13 protein-coding genes and 1 pseudogene are annotated in these 18,189 nt (G+C 70.9%); 6 read left to right on the forward strand and 8 right to left on the reverse strand.

Going from position 1 to position 18,189, the window contains the following annotated elements; genetic code table 11:
- Positions 1 to 6: 6 nt before the first annotated feature.
- The 6 genes from ACWC24_RS16980 to ACWC24_RS17005 form a co-directional block, all read right to left on the reverse strand.
- Positions 7 to 1,191 (reverse strand): sensor histidine kinase, encoded by a 1,185-nt coding sequence (locus ACWC24_RS16980; RefSeq protein ID WP_450663614.1) that lies wholly within the window; start codon positions 1,189 to 1,191, stop codon positions 7 to 9.
- A gap of 115 nt (positions 1,192 to 1,306) precedes the next feature.
- Positions 1,307 to 3,550 (reverse strand): MMPL family transporter, encoded by a 2,244-nt coding sequence (locus tag ACWC24_RS16985; RefSeq protein WP_450663615.1) that lies wholly within the window; start codon positions 3,548 to 3,550, stop codon positions 1,307 to 1,309.
- A 314-nt stretch (positions 3,551 to 3,864) separates the two neighbouring features.
- The gene (locus tag ACWC24_RS16990; protein ID WP_450663616.1) at positions 3,865 to 5,622 is read right to left on the reverse strand and encodes a SpoIIE family protein phosphatase; all 1,758 of its coding nucleotides are present in this window, start codon (positions 5,620 to 5,622) and stop codon (positions 3,865 to 3,867) included.
- Positions 5,623 to 5,651: 29 nt separating this feature from the next.
- Positions 5,652 to 6,122 (reverse strand): ANTAR domain-containing protein, encoded by a 471-nt coding sequence (locus tag ACWC24_RS16995; protein ID WP_450663705.1) that lies wholly within the window; start codon positions 6,120 to 6,122, stop codon positions 5,652 to 5,654.
- 205 nt (positions 6,123 to 6,327) lie between these two features.
- On the reverse strand, positions 6,328 to 6,576 hold the full coding sequence (locus ACWC24_RS17000; protein ID WP_450663617.1) for a plasmid stabilization protein: 249 nt from the start codon (positions 6,574 to 6,576) through the stop codon (positions 6,328 to 6,330).
- Between the two features lie 758 nt (positions 6,577 to 7,334).
- Complete coding sequence (locus ACWC24_RS17005) at positions 7,335 to 8,309, reverse strand: STAS domain-containing protein (protein ID WP_450663618.1); 975 nt, start codon at positions 8,307 to 8,309, stop codon at positions 7,335 to 7,337.
- A gap of 989 nt (positions 8,310 to 9,298) precedes the next feature.
- Here ACWC24_RS17005 and ACWC24_RS17010 point away from each other — a divergent pair.
- The 6 genes and pseudogenes from ACWC24_RS17010 to ACWC24_RS17035 form a co-directional block, all read left to right on the forward strand.
- Positions 9,299 to 9,604: a putative quinol monooxygenase gene (locus ACWC24_RS17010; protein ID WP_450663619.1), complete on the forward strand. Its 306-nt coding sequence runs from the start codon at positions 9,299 to 9,301 to the stop codon at positions 9,602 to 9,604.
- Positions 9,605 to 10,148: 544 nt separating this feature from the next.
- Positions 10,149 to 12,440, forward strand: coding sequence for an ATP-binding protein (locus ACWC24_RS17015; protein WP_450663620.1), 2,292 nt, complete (start codon positions 10,149 to 10,151; stop codon positions 12,438 to 12,440).
- Positions 12,441 to 12,635: 195 nt separating this feature from the next.
- Positions 12,636 to 13,133: a hypothetical protein gene (locus ACWC24_RS17020; RefSeq protein ID WP_450663621.1), complete on the forward strand. Its 498-nt coding sequence runs from the start codon at positions 12,636 to 12,638 to the stop codon at positions 13,131 to 13,133.
- Positions 13,134 to 13,270: 137 nt separating this feature from the next.
- Complete coding sequence (locus tag ACWC24_RS17025) at positions 13,271 to 14,512, forward strand: serine hydrolase domain-containing protein (protein WP_450663622.1); 1,242 nt, start codon at positions 13,271 to 13,273, stop codon at positions 14,510 to 14,512.
- 300 nt (positions 14,513 to 14,812) lie between these two features.
- Complete coding sequence (locus ACWC24_RS17030) at positions 14,813 to 15,862, forward strand: LacI family DNA-binding transcriptional regulator (protein WP_450663623.1); 1,050 nt, start codon at positions 14,813 to 14,815, stop codon at positions 15,860 to 15,862.
- A gap of 49 nt (positions 15,863 to 15,911) precedes the next feature.
- Positions 15,912 to 16,190: pseudogene (locus ACWC24_RS17035) on the forward strand (transposase); the annotation flags it as partial.
- 239 nt (positions 16,191 to 16,429) lie between these two features.
- Here the strand turns inward: ACWC24_RS17035 and ACWC24_RS17040 are convergent.
- Positions 16,430 to 17,308, reverse strand: a complete 879-nt coding sequence (locus ACWC24_RS17040; protein ID WP_450663624.1) for a hypothetical protein — start codon at positions 17,306 to 17,308, stop codon at positions 16,430 to 16,432.
- Positions 17,309 to 17,584: 276 nt separating this feature from the next.
- Positions 17,585 to 17,857, reverse strand: a complete 273-nt coding sequence (locus ACWC24_RS17045) for a hypothetical protein (RefSeq protein ID WP_450663625.1) — start codon at positions 17,855 to 17,857, stop codon at positions 17,585 to 17,587.
- Positions 17,858 to 18,189 lie beyond the last annotated feature (332 nt).

Below are 18,189 nucleotides of genomic sequence, written 5' to 3' on the forward strand. Positions count from 1 at the left end.
CCCGGATCAGAAGTGGAGGGGCAGTTCGGCGATGACGGTGTAGCCACCGTCGGGGCGGGGGCCCGCGGTGAACCGGCCTCCGGTGGAGAGGGCGCGTTCACGCATGCCGATGAGTCCGAACCCGGAATTCGCGGCCGTGGAGGCTGTCGTGACCGGGTGTCCCAGCTTGTTGCTGATTTCGATCTTCAGTATGTCGTCCGTGTAGGTCAGCGTCACCTGTGCTTCAGGGGCGCCCGCGTGCTTGGAAACGTTGGTGAGTGCCTCTTGGATGATCCGGAAGGAGGTCAGGTCCACGGCGGGGGAGAGCTGCCTGGGCTCTCCCTCGGTCGTGACGGTGACATCGAGTCCGGTGGTCGCGAGGGCCGCCACCATGGCGGGCAGCTGCTCGAGTTTCGGGGCCGGCTGGAGTGGCGAGTCGGAGTCTTCGGGGCGGCGCAGCAGCCCTACCGTCGCCTTCAGTTCGCGCAGGGCGGTGGCGGTCGTGCCGCTCAGGCCGGTGAGCAGTTGCTCCGCCTGTTCGGGGTCGTTGCGGATGAGGTGCGCGGCGGTGATCGCCTGGGCGTTGGCGAGGGTGAGGTGGTGGGCCACGACATCGTGGAGTTCGCGGGCGATACGTACACGTTCCTCCGCCACCCGGCGCAGCGCTTCCTCCTCGCGGGTGCGTTCCGCGTGCTCGGCACGGGCCCGCAGCGAGTCGGTGAACGCACGGCGCAGCCGTAGGGCGGAGCCCCAGGCGACGGGGAGGAGCAGCGCCAGGGCCGGGTTCAGGGTCACGATGATGAAGCTGCCGCCGTAGCGGGGGGCCTGCAGGACCGCGATGGGGACCATGACCACGACCAGGCCGAGGCCGAAGAGGTGGGCGGTCCGGCGCTCGTCGAGGAGCGCGAGCCAGAACAGCGCCACCATGACGGGGGCGAGCAGCAGCATGGTGGTGAGGTAGCCGACGCCCACCGCGGCGATGGCGCAGACGCCCGTGACGACGACGACCGGGCGAGGGTGGGTCCGCCGCCACAGCAAGGCGGTGGTGGCGATGACGCCCAAGACCAGCCCCGGCCACAGGGCGACGGGTTCCCGCGCGTCCCACGTGCCGAAGAAGCTCGCGGAGACCACGCAGGCGAGCACGAAGGTCAGCAGCGCCGCGTCCACGACGTGCGGGTGGTTGAGAGCAAAGCGGCGGGCGGCGCTGGGCATCGCGGTCTCCGGTTGCGGTGGCGGTCGGATCCATGGTGGAGCATCCACGGGTGAAGGCCGGTGAAGCTCCATGAGGGCCGCTCGACGTCGTCGCGCGGCCCTCACCTGGGTGTGCTCAGATTCCGGCGGTTTCCCGTGGCTTCTCGTAGGACTGTGCCGCGGGCGTGTCGCCTTGGGCGAGTGCCTCGCCCTCGATGTCGACACGCGGGAGCATGCGGTCGAGCCATCGGGGCAGCCACCAGGCCCGGTGGCCGAGGAGCGCCAGGACGGCGGGTACGAAGGCCATGCGGACGACGAAGGCGTCGAAGAGGACGGCGATGGCGAGCCCGAAGCCGATCATCTTGATCATCGATTCCCCGGCGGTGATGAAGCCGGAGAACACGCTCATCATGATCAATGCTGCTGCGACGACGACGCGCGCGCTGTGGCCGAACCCGGTGACCATGGCGCGGCCCGGGGTCTGGCCGTGGACGTAGGCCTCCCGCATGCGGGACACGAGGAAGACCTGGTAGTCCATGGCCAGGCCGAAGACGATGCCGACGAGGAAGATCGGCATCATGCTCATGATCGGGCCGGTCTGTTCGACGCCGAGGAGGTCTGCGGCCCAGCCCCACTGGAACACCGCGACGACCGCGCCCAGTGAGGCCAGGACGGACAGGAGGAACCCGACGGTTGCCTTGACGGGCACCAGGACGGAGCGGAAGACGACGAGCAGGAGCAGGAAGGCCAGCCCGACCACGACGGCCAGGTAGGGGATCAGCGCGCTCTGCATCTTCTGCGCGACATCGATGTTGGCCGCCGTCGTCCCGGTGACCTGGAACGTCGCGTCCGTCGCCGATTCCAGCCCCGCGCGCTCGCTGCGGATGGTGTGGACGAGATTCTTCGTCTCCTCGCTGGTGGGCGAGGTGGACGGCGTGGCGGAGATGATCGCGGTGTCCCCGGCTTCGTTGAAGTGCGGCTCGGACACGGAGACGACCCCGTCCGTCGAAGCGATCTTCTTCGCGATGGTGTCCACCGCTTCGGCCGCGTCGTGGGCGCCCTGAGCATCGACCACGATGGTCAGCGGGCCGTTGAAACCGGGACCGAAACCGGTCGCGAGGGCGTCGTAGGCACGTCGTTCGGTGGTGGAGGTGGGCTTGGCCTCGTCGCCGGACATGCCCAGCTGAAGATCGGCCGCCGGCAGGGCGAGCACTCCGAGACCGATGACGGACAGCAGGAGGACCGGCAGCGGGCGGCACAGCACGAAGCGGGCCCACCTCGACTCCTTCGTGGCGCCTGCCGCGGCGGAGGCGGTCTCAAGGTGGTTCTCGCCGGTGTGGCTGCCCTTGCGGTTGCGGCGGCGCAGACGCCGGGGCAGGACCGCGTTCGGCCAGAACCCGAGCAGCGCGGGAACCAGTGTCAGCGCGATGACCACGGACAGCAGGACCGCTCCGGCGGCCGCGAGCCCCATCTTGGTCAGCATCGGGACGCCGACGACCGAGAGTCCCGCGAGTGCGACGACGACGGTGAGCCCGGCGAAGACGACGGCGGAGCCGGCCGTACCGGTGGCCCGGCCGGCTGCTTCCTGCGGAGCATGTCCCTTGCCCCGCTCCTCCCGGTACCGGGAGACGATGAACATCGCGTAGTCGATCCCGACCGCGAGGCCCAGCATGGTGGCCAGGGTTCCCGTCGAGGACGACAGGCCGAAGGCGCTGCTCAGGGCCAGGATGGCGAACATGCTGGTGGCCACGCCGATGACGGCGGTCAGCAGGGGCAGCCCGGCCGCGGCCATGGATCCGAAGGTCACCAGCAGGACGAGCGCGGCCACCAGCACACCGGCCGCCTCGCCCACACCGCCGGCCTCGGTCTGGGCGGCCATGGCGTTGCCGCCGGTCTCGACGGTGAGTCCGGCCTGCTTCGCCTCGTCCAGGGCCTTGTGGAGCTCGTTCTTGCTGCCGTCGGAGATGTCCTTGGCCGTCACCTTGTAGGTGACGGCCGCGTAGGCGGTGCTGCCGTCCTTGCTGACCGAGTTCGCCCGGAACGGATTCACCGCGCTGGCGACCTGGCTGCCGTCGGCGGCCTCGGCGACCGTCCTCTCGATGGCCTTGCGGTTGCCGGCGGCCGTGACCTTCTGTCCGTCCGGCGCGACGAAGACGATGCGCTCGCTCGCCCCGTCGGCCGCGGTTCCGGGGAAGCGCTGGTCGATCAGGTCGAAAGCCTTCTGGGATTCGATTCCCGGCATCGACGACGAGTCGTCGGGGCCGGCAGCGGCGGTGAGGCCCTTGAAGCCGACGACGGCCAGGACAGCCACCCACAGCAACAGGACCCAGCGGCGCTTCCGGAAGGCCGTCCGGCCCAACCGGTAGAGAAAGGTCGCCATGACAGAGGATCTCCACATCTGGTCTCGGGAATCTTCCACAAGACTCCAGGACCAGCGCTGTCGCGTCGTCGTGCAGGTGCTGACAGTCCGTCCTACTGCACGCGCACTACTCGGGTCCGCCGCACCGATACCGGAGAAGGAGCGACGACTCCACAGGCGCGGCCTGTCGCACCGCTTCGTTGCTCTCCGCGCCCGGCCCGTAGCGGCGGGGCGGGCATCGGAGGCAGTCGCCGGACTGCCCATGCTCACGGCAGGAGGGGGCAGCGAGTCGGCCGACGGACACGGCAGATGCATCCCATGGCTGCGGAGCCCGGTCAGGGAACGCGCAGGGCCAGCACCACGACGTCGTCCTCGGGAACGGGGTCCGCCATGGTCCTGCCGATTCGGTGGAGCACTTCGGCCGGTGGACGGTCACCGTGGCGGGCGAGGAGTGCAACGAGTTGTCCGATGGCGGCGTCGATGTCTTGACCGCGGCGCTCGATGAGCCCGTCGGTGTACAGCAGCAGCGTCGAGCCCGAGGGCAGGGCGCGCCGGTGCTCGGTGCGGTGGGACGGTTCGAGGGCTGGGTGGAGAAAGATGTCGTGCTCCTCCAGGACGATCACCTGGCCGTCGGGAGTGCGCAGCAGCGGCGGCGGATGGCCGGCGTTGGACCAGGTCAGAGTCCAGTCCGGGCCGCCGTCGGTGAGGTCGAGGCGGCCGTGGACCAATGTGCCGCCGGCCTCGATGGGCAGCGCGGAGCAGGCCGCGTCGAGGGCGGTCAGCGAGGTGGCAGGACTGTAGGGGACATGGTCGACCGTGGCCTGCCTCAGCATGCTGCGTACCTGCCCCATGACGGTGGCGGCATGCATGTCGTGACCCGTGATGTCACCCACCGTGACCATGAGTGGTTCGGGCTCACCGGACGAGGCGGGCGGAAGGTAATAGGCGTCGTACCAGTCTCCGCCGATCATCTGGCCGTCGGCGGCCGCCTGGTAGAGGGCGCTGATCTCCACAGGACCGGTGCTGGGGAGATCGGTGAGCATGGCGGCCTGGAGCTGCCGGGCCAGGGAGATCCGCTCGTCCAGGTACAGGGCGCGTTCCACTGCCTGGGCGATGTAGCCGGACGCGGCGGTGAGCGTGGCGCGCTCGGTGACGCCCACCTCGTGCCGCTCGGCCCAGCAGATCGTGAGCACGCCCAGAAGTATGCGGCTGCCCCAGAGGGGCACGCACAACACTGTGGTCAAGCCCATGCGGTCGAAGTATCTGACCGCTTCGGGGCCGTAGTCGGCCACGAGTGCCTCGCGGTCGGGTACGACAACCGTCCGTCGTTCCCTCATGGCCCGGGTGCTGGGGAACGCCGCGTTCAAGGGCTGGACGTCGAGCTCGTGTTCCACCGCGTGAACGAGGTCCGGGTCGGGAACCCGGCGTAGTTCGTCCTCGTCGACGACCAGCAGGCCGACATAGGAGGGCTTGCCGACGCCGCCGAACAGGTTCCGCAGCCGACGTCGTACGTCCTCCAGGCCGGAGGTCTGGGCCAGATCCTCGGACGCCCTCAGCAGCAGTTCGGCGTGGTCGAGGCCGGCCTGGGCCTGCTGTTCCAGGCGCTCGGCGTCGCGCCGGGCCTGCTCGGCGGCGGCCCACGCGGTCTCCAGTACCTTCTGTTCGGATCGGCGTTGCGCCGACAGGATGCGCTGGCGCAGTTCGGCCGAGCAGGCCGCTGCAAGATCCTCGAGGTCGGCCAGCTCCTGGGCGGTCCAGGCGCGGGGTTTGTGGTCGATGGCGCACAGAGAACCCAGGACGAGCCCGTCGCCGTCGGTCAGCGGCATCGCGGCGTATGCGATCACACCGAGGGCCGTGATCGCCGGGTCGGTGCGCGTACGGTCGTCGGCGCGGGCATCGGTCACGACCAGCGGTTGCTCGGGGACCGCCAACTCCTGGCGCGTCGAGGGTGACAGCGGCAACGCGCGCCTGCCCGGCCAGGGATCGGGCAGTCCCGTCACGCCGGGCAGGATCAACCTGTCCTGCTCGGCGAGCGACACGAAGGCGGCAGGGACGTCGAGCAGGCGTGCCACCAGTCGGGCGAACCGGTCCATGTCCGTATCGGAGGCAGCCGACAGCGCGGTCAGCCGCAACACGCTTGGCCGCGCGTCGCCCGGAGCCGTCTCCGTTTCGGGTCTCCGGATCTGATCAGCCATCTGCCCTCCGGTCCCCTCGCCGAGGCCCTTCTCAACCGCATCGTAGAACAGAGGGGGTGCAATACCGGGTCGTGCTCTCGACGGACCGCCGTGACGTAGCCGTCGGTGCGCCGGTCGGGCGGAGGGTCATCGGTTCGTGGCAAGACGTGACAAGGGTGCGGGGTGCGGCTCGGCCCATGTGCTGCCCATGTGCTGAGGACGGCCGCCCCTGCCCTGACAGCGGGTTGGGGAAGAGCGCCGTGTTCGCGGATCAGGCGGGCGACCTCACGCAGCTCGGTGTTGCTTCGCCGGGAGTGGCGGCGCAGCGTGTCGAACGCCTCCTCGGTGAGGTGACGGCTGCCCACGAGGATGCCCATCGCTTCACCGGTGATGTGCCGAGTGGCGACGGCCTGCTCCATCCGGACGTGGGTGCGTGCGCCGGAGAAGGCGACCGCGGCGTGCGACGCCGGTAGCCGGCCCGTCGACTCGCTGGCGTCGGTGAACGCGCCCGGCTTGCGGGAGCAGAGGTCGAGCGGGCCGAGGTCTTGTGCGTGGAGGGGCACTGTGGCGGTGCAGCGGCCGAGGAGGCGTTCTTCACGGGTGCCGCCACGTGTGCAAGGGCGGTCAGCGGCCGAGGGCCTCGCGCAGCTCGTCCTTGTTCATGGTGGAGCGGCCGTCGATGTGCCTCTTCCTGGCCTCCTGGTAGAGCTGGTCCTTCGTGGGTCCCTGCGATCTGCTGCGGGAGTGCTCGCCGCGGTGGGACGCGCGCGCCGCGACCTCTTCGGCGAGCTGGTCGGAGACGCCGTGTTCCTTGGCGTTCTCCCTGATTTGCTCGTACTGACGTTCGCTTTTGTCGTCCCGTCCTGCAGGCACGATGCCTCCTGGCGGTGATCGGATTCCTGCCCTGCCGGGGATGTCCTGCCGTGCGGAGCACCCCGCGTACATCTCCACTCAACGCCCGGCGTACCCGACGTGCCACCTCGGGGCGACGTTCACGCGGAGTGTTCCGCACCCGGGTGGACGGCGGTGGCTGCCGGCCGCAGCGCGGTGCGGGTCGGGCGCCGAGAGGCCGGGCCGGCGTCGGAGCCAAGGTTCGGGCGGCAGCGGATCCACCAGCCGGAGACCGCCCCACTTGTCCGAGGCACAGCAGCGGCTCCACCCATACCAGCGGTACCGACGCGACAGGCTCAGGAGCCCGGGTGAACTTCTCGACCGCGTCCCGGACGATCAGGCGCGTCCTGCGCGTGCGACGGCCCCGAAGATCCGGATGAGCTTACGGTCGCCCGGGTCGGTTAGTTCCTCGCCCACCCGCCGGCCGAGGCCTGGCGGGGGCAAGGGGGCATCAGGCAGGTGTGGGCGTCACCGGGGGCGTACCTGAGGCGGGCATGGCCAGGGTGTTCATCGCGCGATCCGCCCCGGGCTGCTTCAGGCTGCCCAAGTCTGCCACTCGCCGGGAACGGCGCCGCCGTCGTCGTGCGTCCGAAGGGCTCTCGGTACGTGCCGGGCTGCTTCCGGCTGCGGGGGACGGCGCGCAGCACAGCCACGGGCCGCGGCTGGCCCCGTACGGCGGTCGACGGACGGAGCGAGCGCACCGGCCGGGACGGGTACCGGCTTCCCGGCCATCTCCCCGATCACCGGCCTGCCGGGGACAGCGGCTCCGTACGCAGGATCAACACACAGGGGGTGACAGGACCGGGCAGCCCGACGACCACTCCCATGTTCTGCCAGCCCCAGGACGAGAAGGCGGCTTGTCCCGCGCGGTCGGCAGGATGGAGAAGGACGACTCCGAGCGAGGAGTGCAGGTCTGAGAGCAGGCGCCGTTGCAAGCGGTGGGCGATGTCGTGGTGCTGGGCGTGCGGATGGGCCACGACCTGGGTGAGGACCACGAACCGCGCGCAGGAGGTGAGCCGTTGGATGCTCTCCTGGAGCGTTCCGCCGAACCCGCGGCACCCGGAACTGCCAGGGCCCACCGGAAAACCGAAGGCGCAGCCGACCAGCACCGTCGTCTCGGCGACCAGCAGCGCGAAGCCACGGTGATGGGCACCGGCCGCCAGGCGGCCCAGGAAGTCTCCACGGCGGTGGTACGCCTTGCCCGGGGTGCCCGCGACCGATTCCGCGGCCAGGTCCGCGATGTCCTCGCGCATGTCCTCGGCCTGCCAACGGGTCAGTCGGCGAAGACGGATCCCGTCCTTGAGGACCGGCTGGTCCGACGGGCGAGCGGGGTCCTCGGGCACCCGTGTCCCGGTAGCCGTGAGGCCGCCGGACGGGGCTGGCGGCACGGGACTCGCGGGGGTCGCGAGAAGCAGCGGAGCAGATCCGGTGACAGCGAGGAGTCGGCTGATCTGAGCGCATGGGTGGTGCAGCAGCAGGGAGGCGTGTACTCGGCCGGCGCGCCGTGACGCCGACACGAAGACGTCCAGGCCTCTGGCGTCGCAGGAGCCGACCGTGCTCAGGTCGATGTCGATGACGGTGACGCCGTCGAGCAGGCACCGCTCCAACGCGGCCCGCAACAGAGGTGTCGTGGCCGGTCCGATGTCACCCGCAAGCGTGACGAGCGTCCGCTCCCCGCGGTTGCGCCGGTGGATGTCCAGCCGGGAAAGAGCCATCACCCCTCCCCTCGACAGGGGCGCGCGCGGCTACGGGTACGTGCTGCCGGCGCAGAGACACGGAGCTTGCGCGGAGGTGCTTCGACCGCGGCGCACATGATGCCGACCCGTCTCGAGCCGAGTGCTGGGGCGGCCCGGATTCGTCTGTCGCCGAGGACGACCCGGCGTGGCGTCGGAATGCGTGAAGCCCTCGGTACTTCAAACGTACGCCGTTTGCGAACCGGAAGCGCCGAGGGGGCGACGAGTACGTACGGTGCGCCGTCCGGACGCCGAGAAGGCGGTGACCGGGTCCGCGCCGGCTCGCACGCGACGCGAGCGGGTTCACCGGCGGGCTCGCCGTCGCCGAGCTGCGCCGCCGCGAGATCACACCGGTACGGGGCGGCTGCGATCGGGAGCGCCTGCGCGCCACCGCGGTGCGGGTCGGCGCGGCGGACGCCGAGGTCCGGGTCGCGGACCTGGCAGACCCTATGGGGGTGCCGCGGCGTTCGCCGACTGCGACGCGGTGGTCGACTGCGTCGGCCCGTTCACGCTGTGGGGCGAGCCGGTGGTGCGCGCTGCGATCACCGGCGAGACACCCTACGCCGACACCACCGGCGAACAGGGGTACCTGCGGCGGGTCTTCGACACCTTCGGCAGAGAGGCCGAATGCGCCGGGGTGAGCGGATACCGCCCTCGCCGGGCGGTCCGTGGCCGTCGACCTGTCGGTCCGCAGACTCTTCCGCGACCATGCAGGGCGTCCGCGCCGTAGCCTTGCCGAGGTGGTCGAGGGCCTGAGCGCAGCCGTGCGACGCGGAACAGTGAGCGCAGTGCCGCGATAGTGTTGCGCCGCTGCCAGTCGACCTCGGCGACGGCCGGGCCCAGCTCGTTCGCACCGGCTCGGCCGCGGCTTCGGGCCGGGGACGGGCGCCCTGTCCGCCGTGGGGGACGGCTGCCAGGGGGGCGCGGGCCTGGCCAATCAGCAGCAGCACCTCCGACGAAGGCGGCATGACATGGCCTATGGCTACATCGGCTCGATGAAGACCCAGCCCGGCAAACGTGATGACGTGGTCGCGATCCTGCTCTCTGGAGCCGCGAGTCTCCGGGAGCTCGGTTGTCGAAGTTACGTGGTGTGTCTGGCCGCCGACGACCCGGACACGATCGTGGTGACGGAGGTCTGGGAGTCGAAGGAGCACCACGACGCATCCCTGCGGTTGCCCGAGGCCAAGGAAGCGATCGCTGCCGCCATGCCCATGCTCACCGGCGAGTTCACCGGTCGCGAACTGATCGTCGCAGGCGGTCTCGGCGCCGGCGACTGAGGAATCACGGTATCCCGGCGGACCGCCGGGGCGGCTCGAATCTCTGGGCGGCCGTCGCCGTCACCGAGGGGCACGGGGGCTTCCGGCCGCCGGCCGCACCACGGGAGCGGGGCGCGCTGGTGCGGTGGTTCGGCGAGGCGTCCGAGACGCTGCCGAAGGCGCTGGATACGGATCCGAACGCACCTGCCTGGACGTTCCCCCACCGCATGCGGTCGGCTTCTGGCAGCGGCGTCGGTGTCTGGAGGCTCTCGTCCACCGCCGGGACGTCGAGCATGGCCTGGGCGCCCCGGATCCATTCGACGCCGAACTCGCGGGCGAGGGTGTGGCCGAGGTGTTCGAGGTGATGGCGCCTCGGCGGGTCGTACGACGGCGAGCGCGGGCGGTGACGGGGAGGGTCACACCGGAGTGCCCTCGACTCCCCACCGACCGTGCCCGGTCAACGATCCACCCGGTCCAGTGACGTGCCACCAGCGAAAAGACCCCGACCGGGCAACGATTAGGATCACCGCTGGAACTCGCGTGAGGCTGGAGGGGGCTGGCAGGCGTGCGAGATGAATTGGCAGGACATTTACGGCAGTTGCGTGATCTGACGGGACGGAGTCTGCGAGAACTGGCCCGTGATGTCCGGGGGAGCAGTTCCTCGCTGTCGCGGTACTTCTCCGGGCAGGCCGTTCCGCCGTGGCCGACGGTGGTGGCGCTGTGCCAGGTGGCCGGGCGGGACCCGAGACCGCTGCGTGAGGTGTGGGAGCGGGCCAGGGACGAGTTTCGTGCGCCGGCGGAGAGCGCGCCTTCTGCGCCGGTGCGCAACGATCTGCCGCACGACATCACCGCGTTCACCGGCCGCGGGCGGGAGCTGGCCGCGCTCCTGGGCGCCGCGCGGAGTTCGACGATGGTCGCGATCGACGGCATGGGCGGAGTGGGCAAGACCGCGCTGGCCGTGCACGGTGCGCATCGCCTGGCCGCCGACTTTCCCGGGGGCCGGCTCTATCTGGATCTGCACGGGTTCACTCCGGGCCGGGAGCCGGTCGAGCCCGCGGAGGCGTTGCGGGTGCTGCTGGCCGCGCTCGGGGTGTCGGCCGGCAGGATTCCCGACGGGGTCGGCGAGCGGTCCGCGCTGTGGCGGTCGGAGCTGGCGGCGCGGCGCGTGCTCGTGCTGCTGGACAACGCTGCCGACGCCGCTCACGTGCGTGACCTGCTGCCCGGTGCGGGCCGGAGTTTCGTACTGATCACCAGTCGGCGGCGGATGGTGGGGCTGGACGGCGTCGAGCCGATATCGCTGGACGTCCTGCCGTCGCGGGAGGCCGCGGAGCTGTTCGTCGAGTCCGCGGGAGGGATGCGTCCCGGTGATGTCGGCGAGGTGGTGCGCCGCTGCGGGAACCTGCCGCTGGCCATCAGGGTGGCCGCCGCACGGCTGCGGCACCGGCCCGCATGGACCCTCGACACTCTGGTGGAGCGGCTGCGCGAGGGCGAGCTGGCGGTCTCGGACGTGTTCGGGATGTCCCTGCGGCAGCTCGACTCCGCTCAGCGGCGGATGTTCGCTCTGCTGGGGCTCGTGCCGGGTGAGGACATCGACGCCTACGGCGCGGCGGCCTTGGCCGGGATCCCGCCGGCCAACGCCCGTTCCCTGCTGGAGGACCTGGTCGACGTCCATCTGCTGCAGGAACCGACGGCGGGCCGTTACCGGATGCATGACCTGTTGCGGCAGGCCGCCCGCGCCGAGGAGGCCGCGGCGGACCCCGGGCCGGTGATCGCCCGGCTGGCCGACTACTACCTGAGCGGCATGCTGGCCGCGACGAAAGTGATCGAGCTGGTCGTCGTCCCCGTGCCGATCGTCGTGTCGCAGCGGCCCGCGGCTCTTCCCGGCCTCTCCCACGACGAAGCCCTCGACTGGCTGGACACCGAGTGGGCCAACATCACCGCGGCGCTCTCGCTCGCCGTGGAACTGCGCGTGGACGCGCCCGCCGTCGGACTTGCCCAGTGCGCCTTCGTGATTTCCCTCGGCCGGCGCGGGGGCATGCCGCAGCTGTGCCGCGGGCTGGAGGTCAGCAGGTCCGCCGCCGAAGCGCTCGGCGCGCGCCGGATTCTCGCCTCCCACCGGTACCTGCTGGGCGCCGCGCTGCTGCGGGTGGGCCGGCTGGACGAGGCGGTGCCGGAACTGGAGGCGGCCCGCGCGCTGATGGTCGCCGAGGGCGACAGCGTCGGCGAGGCACTGGCCCTCGAACAACTGGCGCAGGTCCGCCTGTACACCGCCGACGCCGCAGGCGCCATGGAGCTCTTGCGCGAGGCGACCGGCCTGGTGCCATCCGGTGCGAGCGCCGTGCGTGTGTACATCGGCGTACGCCTCGGGCGTGCCCTGGTGCTGCGCGGGGAGCACGGGGAGGCCCGCGAGCTGGTCCTGGACCTGCTGGAGACCGCGCGCGGGCTGGACCGGCAGAAGGTGCGGATGTGTCTGGACGTGCTGGGCCGGTCGGCGCTGGGGCTGGGCGACGCGCGGACCGCTCTCGGCCTGGCGGAGCAGGCCGTCGCGATCAGCCGGGAGACCCGTCATCCGGTCCTGGAGGCCGTCAGCCGGACGGACGCGGCCGTGGCCCTGCGCCACCTCGGTGACGTCGAGGCGGCGACGGCCGTGCACGCGGGGGCCCTGGCGTTGCTCGAAGAGGCCGGTGAGTCGCATCGGATGGTGCACAGCCTCCTGCCGTACGCGGAGGCATGTCTGGCCACAGGAGACCGGGAATCCGCGGCACGGCACTTCGGGCAGGCGCTGGAGATCGCCACCGCTCAGGGCGTCTCCTATCTGGTGGCGACGGCGCGTTCCGCTCTGGCACGGGTGCCCTGAGGCGCCCTGGCACGGGTGTCCTGAGACCGTCCCCGCCCGGCCCCGGGGGCCTGTCCGGCTCGGGTGTCCCGTCCCGTCCCGGGACACCCGCATCGCGGGACCTCAGCCGGTGTGACGGCGCAGGTCGGCCTGGGGGCGCCGAGGCGTCCCCCGTCCCGCCGGCGCGCCACGGGCTGTCCCCGAGCGGATGGCGCGGTGAGCCTTCTCACCATGCACACCACGCCTTCTCTGCTTGCCGAACTGGACGCGCTGCCCGCCCGATGGGAGGCGCACGGCACGCTCGCCGCGCCGGCCACCGCGGTCGGCGCACTCCTGCTCGCCGTCGCCGAGGGGCGGGTCGGCGACGACAACCTGCTGGTGCTGGCCAGGGCTTCGGCCGCCCGGCAGGGGGCGATGACGGTCGTGGCCGGGGCCCGCGCGGACACCTACCGTGCCGAGTACGCCGGGCCGGTGGAGCCGGTGGAGATCCAGGTCGACCGCGCCCGTTCCCGCCTGGCGGTGCAGAGCTGGTACGCCGGGGTGCACACCGTCACCGCCTGCCCCGAAGGCACTCGGGTGACCCATGCCGTCCAGCGGATTCTCCCCGACCATCCCGGGTTCGCGGACGGGATAGCCGAGCTCGGCCTGCACACCCGCATGGCACGCGATCTGAACAAGGTGCTGGCCGTCATCGCCGACCGGCTCGGCTGCTGACGAACCGCTCGTCACGTCAGGGCGGGGCGCGAACCACACCGCCCTCTCGCCGCAGGGCGGGGCGCCATCAGAACCGTATTGCCCCGACGGCTGTCCACCCGTTCGGTCCATCGTTCAACAAAAAGGAGCACACCACCATGTCCATGGGCTTCGCCGACCAGCACCGTGGCTTCTCCAAGACAGGGCTGCAGAGAGTGCGCGACATGCTGGCCCGGCATGTCGATTCCGGGCGCATACCCGGAGCCGTCGCGCTGTTCGGCCGGGGCGAGGAGACACATGTCGAAGAGCTCGGGACGATGCGCCACGACGGTGGCGCGCCGATGCGCCGGGACACGATCTTCCGGATGGCCTCGACGTCCAAACCGGTCTCGGTCTCGGCGGCGATGGTCCTGCTCGACGAGTGCAGGCTGCGCCTCGACGACCCGGTGCAGGAGTGGCTGCCGGAACTCGCCGACCGCCAGGTGCTCAAGCGGTTCGACGGCCCCCTGGACGAGACCGTGCCGGCGCGGCGGCCGATCACCGTCCGGGACGTGCTGACCTCGACCTTCGGGCTCGGCATGGATATGACGTCCCTGGGCACCCCGATCATGAACACGGTCTTCGCGCGCGGACTCACCCCCAACCTGCCGGAGCCGATGCCCGCGCCGGACGAGTGGATCCGCCGCCTGGGCGAGCTTCCGCTGATGCACCAGCCCGGTGAGCGCTGGCAGTACCACATCGCCAGCGACCTGCTCGGCGTCCTCGTCGCCCGGGTGACGGGCCAGTCGTACGAGAAGTTCCTCCAGGAGCGCGTCTTCGGTCCGCTCGGCATGAAGGACACGGGCTTCCATGTGCCCGCCGACCGGATGGACCGGCTGCCGCCGCTGTACGCTCCCGACCCGCAGACCGGCGAGTTCCTCGTGTGGGACGAGGCCGAAGGCGGACGCCACAGCGCGCCTCCGGCGTTCCAGGGCGGCGGTGGCGGGCTCAACTCCACCGCCGACGACTACCACGCGTACTTCCGGATGCTCTTGAACGGCGGCTCGCACGGCGGTGAGCGGATCCTGTCCAGGGCGGCCGTCGAGCTGATGACCACCAACCGCCTCACCCCCGAACAGCAGGCCGCACGCCACGAGTTGGCCACCAGCAACGTCCACATCTCCCACGGCCAGGGTCAGCACGGCGGCTGGGGCTTCGGGATGGCGGTGCGCACCCATCGCGGCGACTACGCGCCGGTCGGCCAGTTCGGCTGGGACGGCGGAAGCGGTACGTCTACCTACGCCGACCCCGTCAACGGGCTCACCGGCATCCTGCTCACCCAGGTCGGGGCGTCCGTCCCGGACCCGGTGCGGCTCATGCACGACTTCTGGACCACGCTCTACCAGGCCATGGACGACTGACGGCACCGAAGGCGACGCCTGCCCGCCGAGGGACGCGGATCCCCTCGGCGGGTGTGCGGGCCCGTCGCCCCCAGCGACCCGCGCCGAGACGTTGCAGCCGCCGACCGGGCCCGGTCCACCTGCCGATTTCCATGGGCGACCGGAAGCAGCCTGAACCGGCCCAGGAGCAATGATCGAGCCGGACCCGGGGCCGAACGGCTGCCGCTGCCCTCGTTCGATCGGCAAATCCCAAGATCGGTACGGCAACAGCCACTAACGTGGCCGGTGACGACGGTGAACTGCGCTGCATCGGAGACCGAGTTGGCTGAACGGCTGCACGGGCAACGCCCCACACTCGAGGACGTGGCGCGCAGGGCAGGGGTGTCGAAGTCGACGGTGTCCCGGGTGATCAACGGCGAGCCGAAGGTACGGGCGGCGGTCGCCGAACGTATACGGGGCGCGGTGGCGGAGCTCGGCTACGTACCGAACCAGGCCGCCAGAAAGCTGGTCACCCGCCACAACAACGCCGTCGCCGTGGTGGTCACCGAGCCGCAGAACCGCCTTTTCGTCGACCCGTACTTCGACTGCCATCTCCGTGGCATACGACAGGAACTCGTCCGGCACGGAGCCCAGCCCGTACTCCTCTTCATCGAGGAGCAGGACGACTATCCGCGTGTCTGTGACTTCCTGGGAGGCGGTCACGTCGACGGTGCCCTGCTGTTCTCGCTGCTCGCCGACGACCCGTTGCCGGACATGGTCGAACAGATGGGGCTGCCGGCTGTCTTCGGCGGACGTCCCCTTCTCGGTTCCGGACACCGCAGCGACGTCTACACATACGTCGATGCCGACAACCGCGGTGGTGCCCGGGAAGCCGTTCGGTACCTCGTGTCGCTGGGACGCCGGCGCATCGCGACGATCACCGGGCCGCTCGACCAGGCGGCCGCGATCGACCGCCTCGACGGCTATCGCGACGTCCTGCCGGACACCCCGCCCCGACTGCTTGCCCAGGGCGACTTCACGTTGCGGGGCGGCGCCGACGCCATGGCCCTGCTTCTCGACCAGGCACCGGATCTGGACGCGGTGTTCGTCGCCTCGGACCTGATGGCTTCCGGCGCGCTGCGGACCCTGCGCGAGCGGGGGCGTACCGTGCCGGAGGATGTGGCCGTCGTCGGCTTCGACGACCTCATGCCCATCGCCGAGGTGACGGAGCCACCGCTCACGACGGTGCACCAGGACATCGAGGAGATGGGACGGCTGATGGCGCGGATTCTGTGCCACCGGACATCGCACCCGCCGGTCCGGGGAGATGGCCCCCCGTCCCTGCCGTCCGTGGTCACCCCCACGCGACTGGTCATCCGAGATTCGGCCTGAGCGCGGGCCGGACCCGACAACGCGTGCGTCCCGTCGGTCACTCAGCAGGCTGCGGCTGTTCGTACCGGTGAGCGATGGGCGTTGTGGCCGGTGGCGGGATCACGGGCAGGTGAGCGACAGGATTCTGCACCGGGTGCGGACCGGGGTGCACAGGCGGGATCTTCCCGAGCGTTTCGGGCCGTGGAAGACCGCCTGCGAACGCCACCGGCTGTGGTCGGCCGACGGCACGTGGGAGCGTCTGCCGCAACAGGTTCAGGCCACTGCCGATGTCGCGGGCGAGATCGACCGGGACATCTCGGTGGACTCCACCATCATGCGGGCCCGTCAGCGTGTCGACATCGAGTACCTCGCCGGCTGACAGGCAGATCCGAACAGCATTTGCTCAACGGGGACTTCATGGGACTGGTGGATGCTGTACTCGCATGCGCCGACGCAGCCGCGGTGACCGTCCTGCTGCGGGCCGGTGCGGCCGAGGACGTCGCTCCGGGGCTCCGTGCAGCCGCTGCGCGAAAACTGCGTCCGGGACGGCAGCCTCTGCGGCTCGCCGCCGTCCGGGCCCTGGCGGTCCTACCTGGTCAGCGGCGAGGGCGGAGAGGTCGTCGGGGTGGACTGGACGGCGTAGTCGTCGACGAGGGAGAGGGCGGTCACGTAGCGGTGCGCGGTGTAGGCGGAGCGGCTCACCGCGTCGGTCGACAGGGGGTGCCAGGCGAGGTAGACGGTTCCCTCGACCGGGGATTTCTCCGGTCTGCCGTCTGTCTGGAGGTCGCCGGTCTCCGCGCTGGGCGTGCACGGAAGCTCAGCCACCGCCACTCGCAGCCGGACGCCGAGCCGGCCGTGCGGAACGTCGTGCTTCTGCGTGGCCGGGCCGTACGTCGTGGACAGGCAGATCGGCCACGAACCCGGGGGTTCGGTGCTTCCCCGCTGCGACGCGGCCGAGGACGGGTCACCGCCGGCCTGGCTCATCCAGGTCGCCGTCCCGGCCAGCGTCTTCGGGGACGAACCCGAGCCCACCCACTCCTGCTGGGCCAGCACCGTGTCGAGTTGGTGCAGGCGCGTGCGGATGTCCCCGTCGAACGCGAGGTAAAGGACGTTGCTGCGGGCGCAGTTGATCGGTGCCCAGGTCGTCGGCCCGAGGAACGGGTTCTGGTCCTCCGTCTGACAGGAGTCGGCCACCGATGTGCCGAGCGCAACGGCCCAGGGCAGCGCCGACGTCAGGTCCGTCAGGCGCGCGGAACTCGTCCGTGCCGCGGCCGCGCCGGCGGTCCGGGTGGCGGCGGAGTGTGCGAAGGCGCCGACATCGGGCGGCGTGCGGTCCAAGGCGCGGTGAAACTGCCACAGCACGCAGACCACCAGCGCGCAAGCCACGCCGACCGCGACCAGCACCGCGGCCATGCATCCGCGTGCCAGTGCTCCCGCCCGGCCGCGTCCCCCCGTCGGATGATCCATGTCTGCATGGTCGCGGGTCGACACAGGGGTTGGGACAACGGACCGGTCTCCTTACGGTCTCGCCCACCGGAACGACCCCTGCCTCAAGTGGTTTTGCCCCCGGGCGGAAGAGCGCGGGCGCGGTGGGCAACGACTTCCGGATGCGGCGCAGTTCCTGCTGGCAGCGCCGGCGACCCTTCCTCCATGCACCCGCCCGGGCAAGTCATCCGAACCAGGTTCTCGTTCGAAGCTGTCCGACCGCGTGAGCGGATAGAGCATGACCAGTCGGCTTGTCGATCAACCGGAGGCGTTCGGCGGGGGCGAGGCAACGGTGACCTGGGCGGTCCAGGACCCGGGTTCCCGGGGTCGATCCCAGGTCACGTCGACGCGTACTTCGTGGAAGTCGTGTGCGAGTCCCACCACCATGGCCGCCGCGGCGGCCTGTGCCTCGGCTGGGCCAGCGTTGACCGGGACGTCGGCGAGGCGTCCGCAGACCATCCCGCCTTCCACGGTGAGGACACTGTGGCGCCGGCCTTCCGGCGTCGCGAGCAGGACGATGCTCTCCGGCATGCCGAAGGGGGGTCGCCTCTCCTTTTCCCGTTTTCGTCTCACCATGGAGCCATGCAACCTCGTCGGCTTTCTGACGGTTCAGGCGGGCGGAGCTTCAGGTCCCGCGGTGGGGCCTGGTGCCGACTTTATGGTGGGCGGAACGGCTGAATGCCTCGCCGGTGGCGAGGACCCACCCGAGGTCGTGACAGGTGGCCGGTAGCTGGTTCTCCGAGCCTGGCGGCCTGCCTGGGCCGGGCGGGACGGTTTCGGTGCGCCGGCCGGGGAACCGGTCTTCGCGTGCAGGTTCCTGAACACCCCGCGGACCCGGGCGGGCGTGAGCTTGTTCGGCTCGG

The sequence above is a fragment of the Streptomyces sp. NPDC001443 genome (assembly GCF_053597355.1).

What these genes read in the sequence shown, in the direction of transcription:
- ACWC24_RS17045 (WP_450663625.1), bottom strand. Translation starts at nt 17,857, where the DNA reads ATGCCGGAGAGCATCGTCCTGCTCGCGACGCCGGAAGGCCGGCGCCAC.
- ACWC24_RS16995 (WP_450663705.1), bottom strand. Translation starts at nt 6,122, where the DNA reads ATGGAGCAGGCCGTCGCCACTCGGCACATCACCGGTGAAGCGATGGGC.
- ACWC24_RS17040 (WP_450663624.1), bottom strand. Translation starts at nt 17,308, where the DNA reads ATGGATCATCCGACGGGGGGACGCGGCCGGGCGGGAGCACTGGCACGC.
- ACWC24_RS16985 (WP_450663615.1), bottom strand. Translation starts at nt 3,550, where the DNA reads ATGGCGACCTTTCTCTACCGGTTGGGCCGGACGGCCTTCCGGAAGCGC.
- ACWC24_RS17005 (WP_450663618.1), bottom strand. Translation starts at nt 8,309, where the DNA reads ATGGCTCTTTCCCGGCTGGACATCCACCGGCGCAACCGCGGGGAGCGG.
- ACWC24_RS16980 (WP_450663614.1), bottom strand. Translation starts at nt 1,191, where the DNA reads ATGCCCAGCGCCGCCCGCCGCTTTGCTCTCAACCACCCGCACGTCGTG.
- ACWC24_RS17025 (WP_450663622.1), top strand. Translation starts at nt 13,271, where the DNA reads ATGTCCATGGGCTTCGCCGACCAGCACCGTGGCTTCTCCAAGACAGGG.
- ACWC24_RS17010 (WP_450663619.1), top strand. Translation starts at nt 9,299, where the DNA reads ATGGCCTATGGCTACATCGGCTCGATGAAGACCCAGCCCGGCAAACGT.
- ACWC24_RS16990 (WP_450663616.1), bottom strand. Translation starts at nt 5,622, where the DNA reads ATGGACCGGTTCGCCCGACTGGTGGCACGCCTGCTCGACGTCCCTGCC.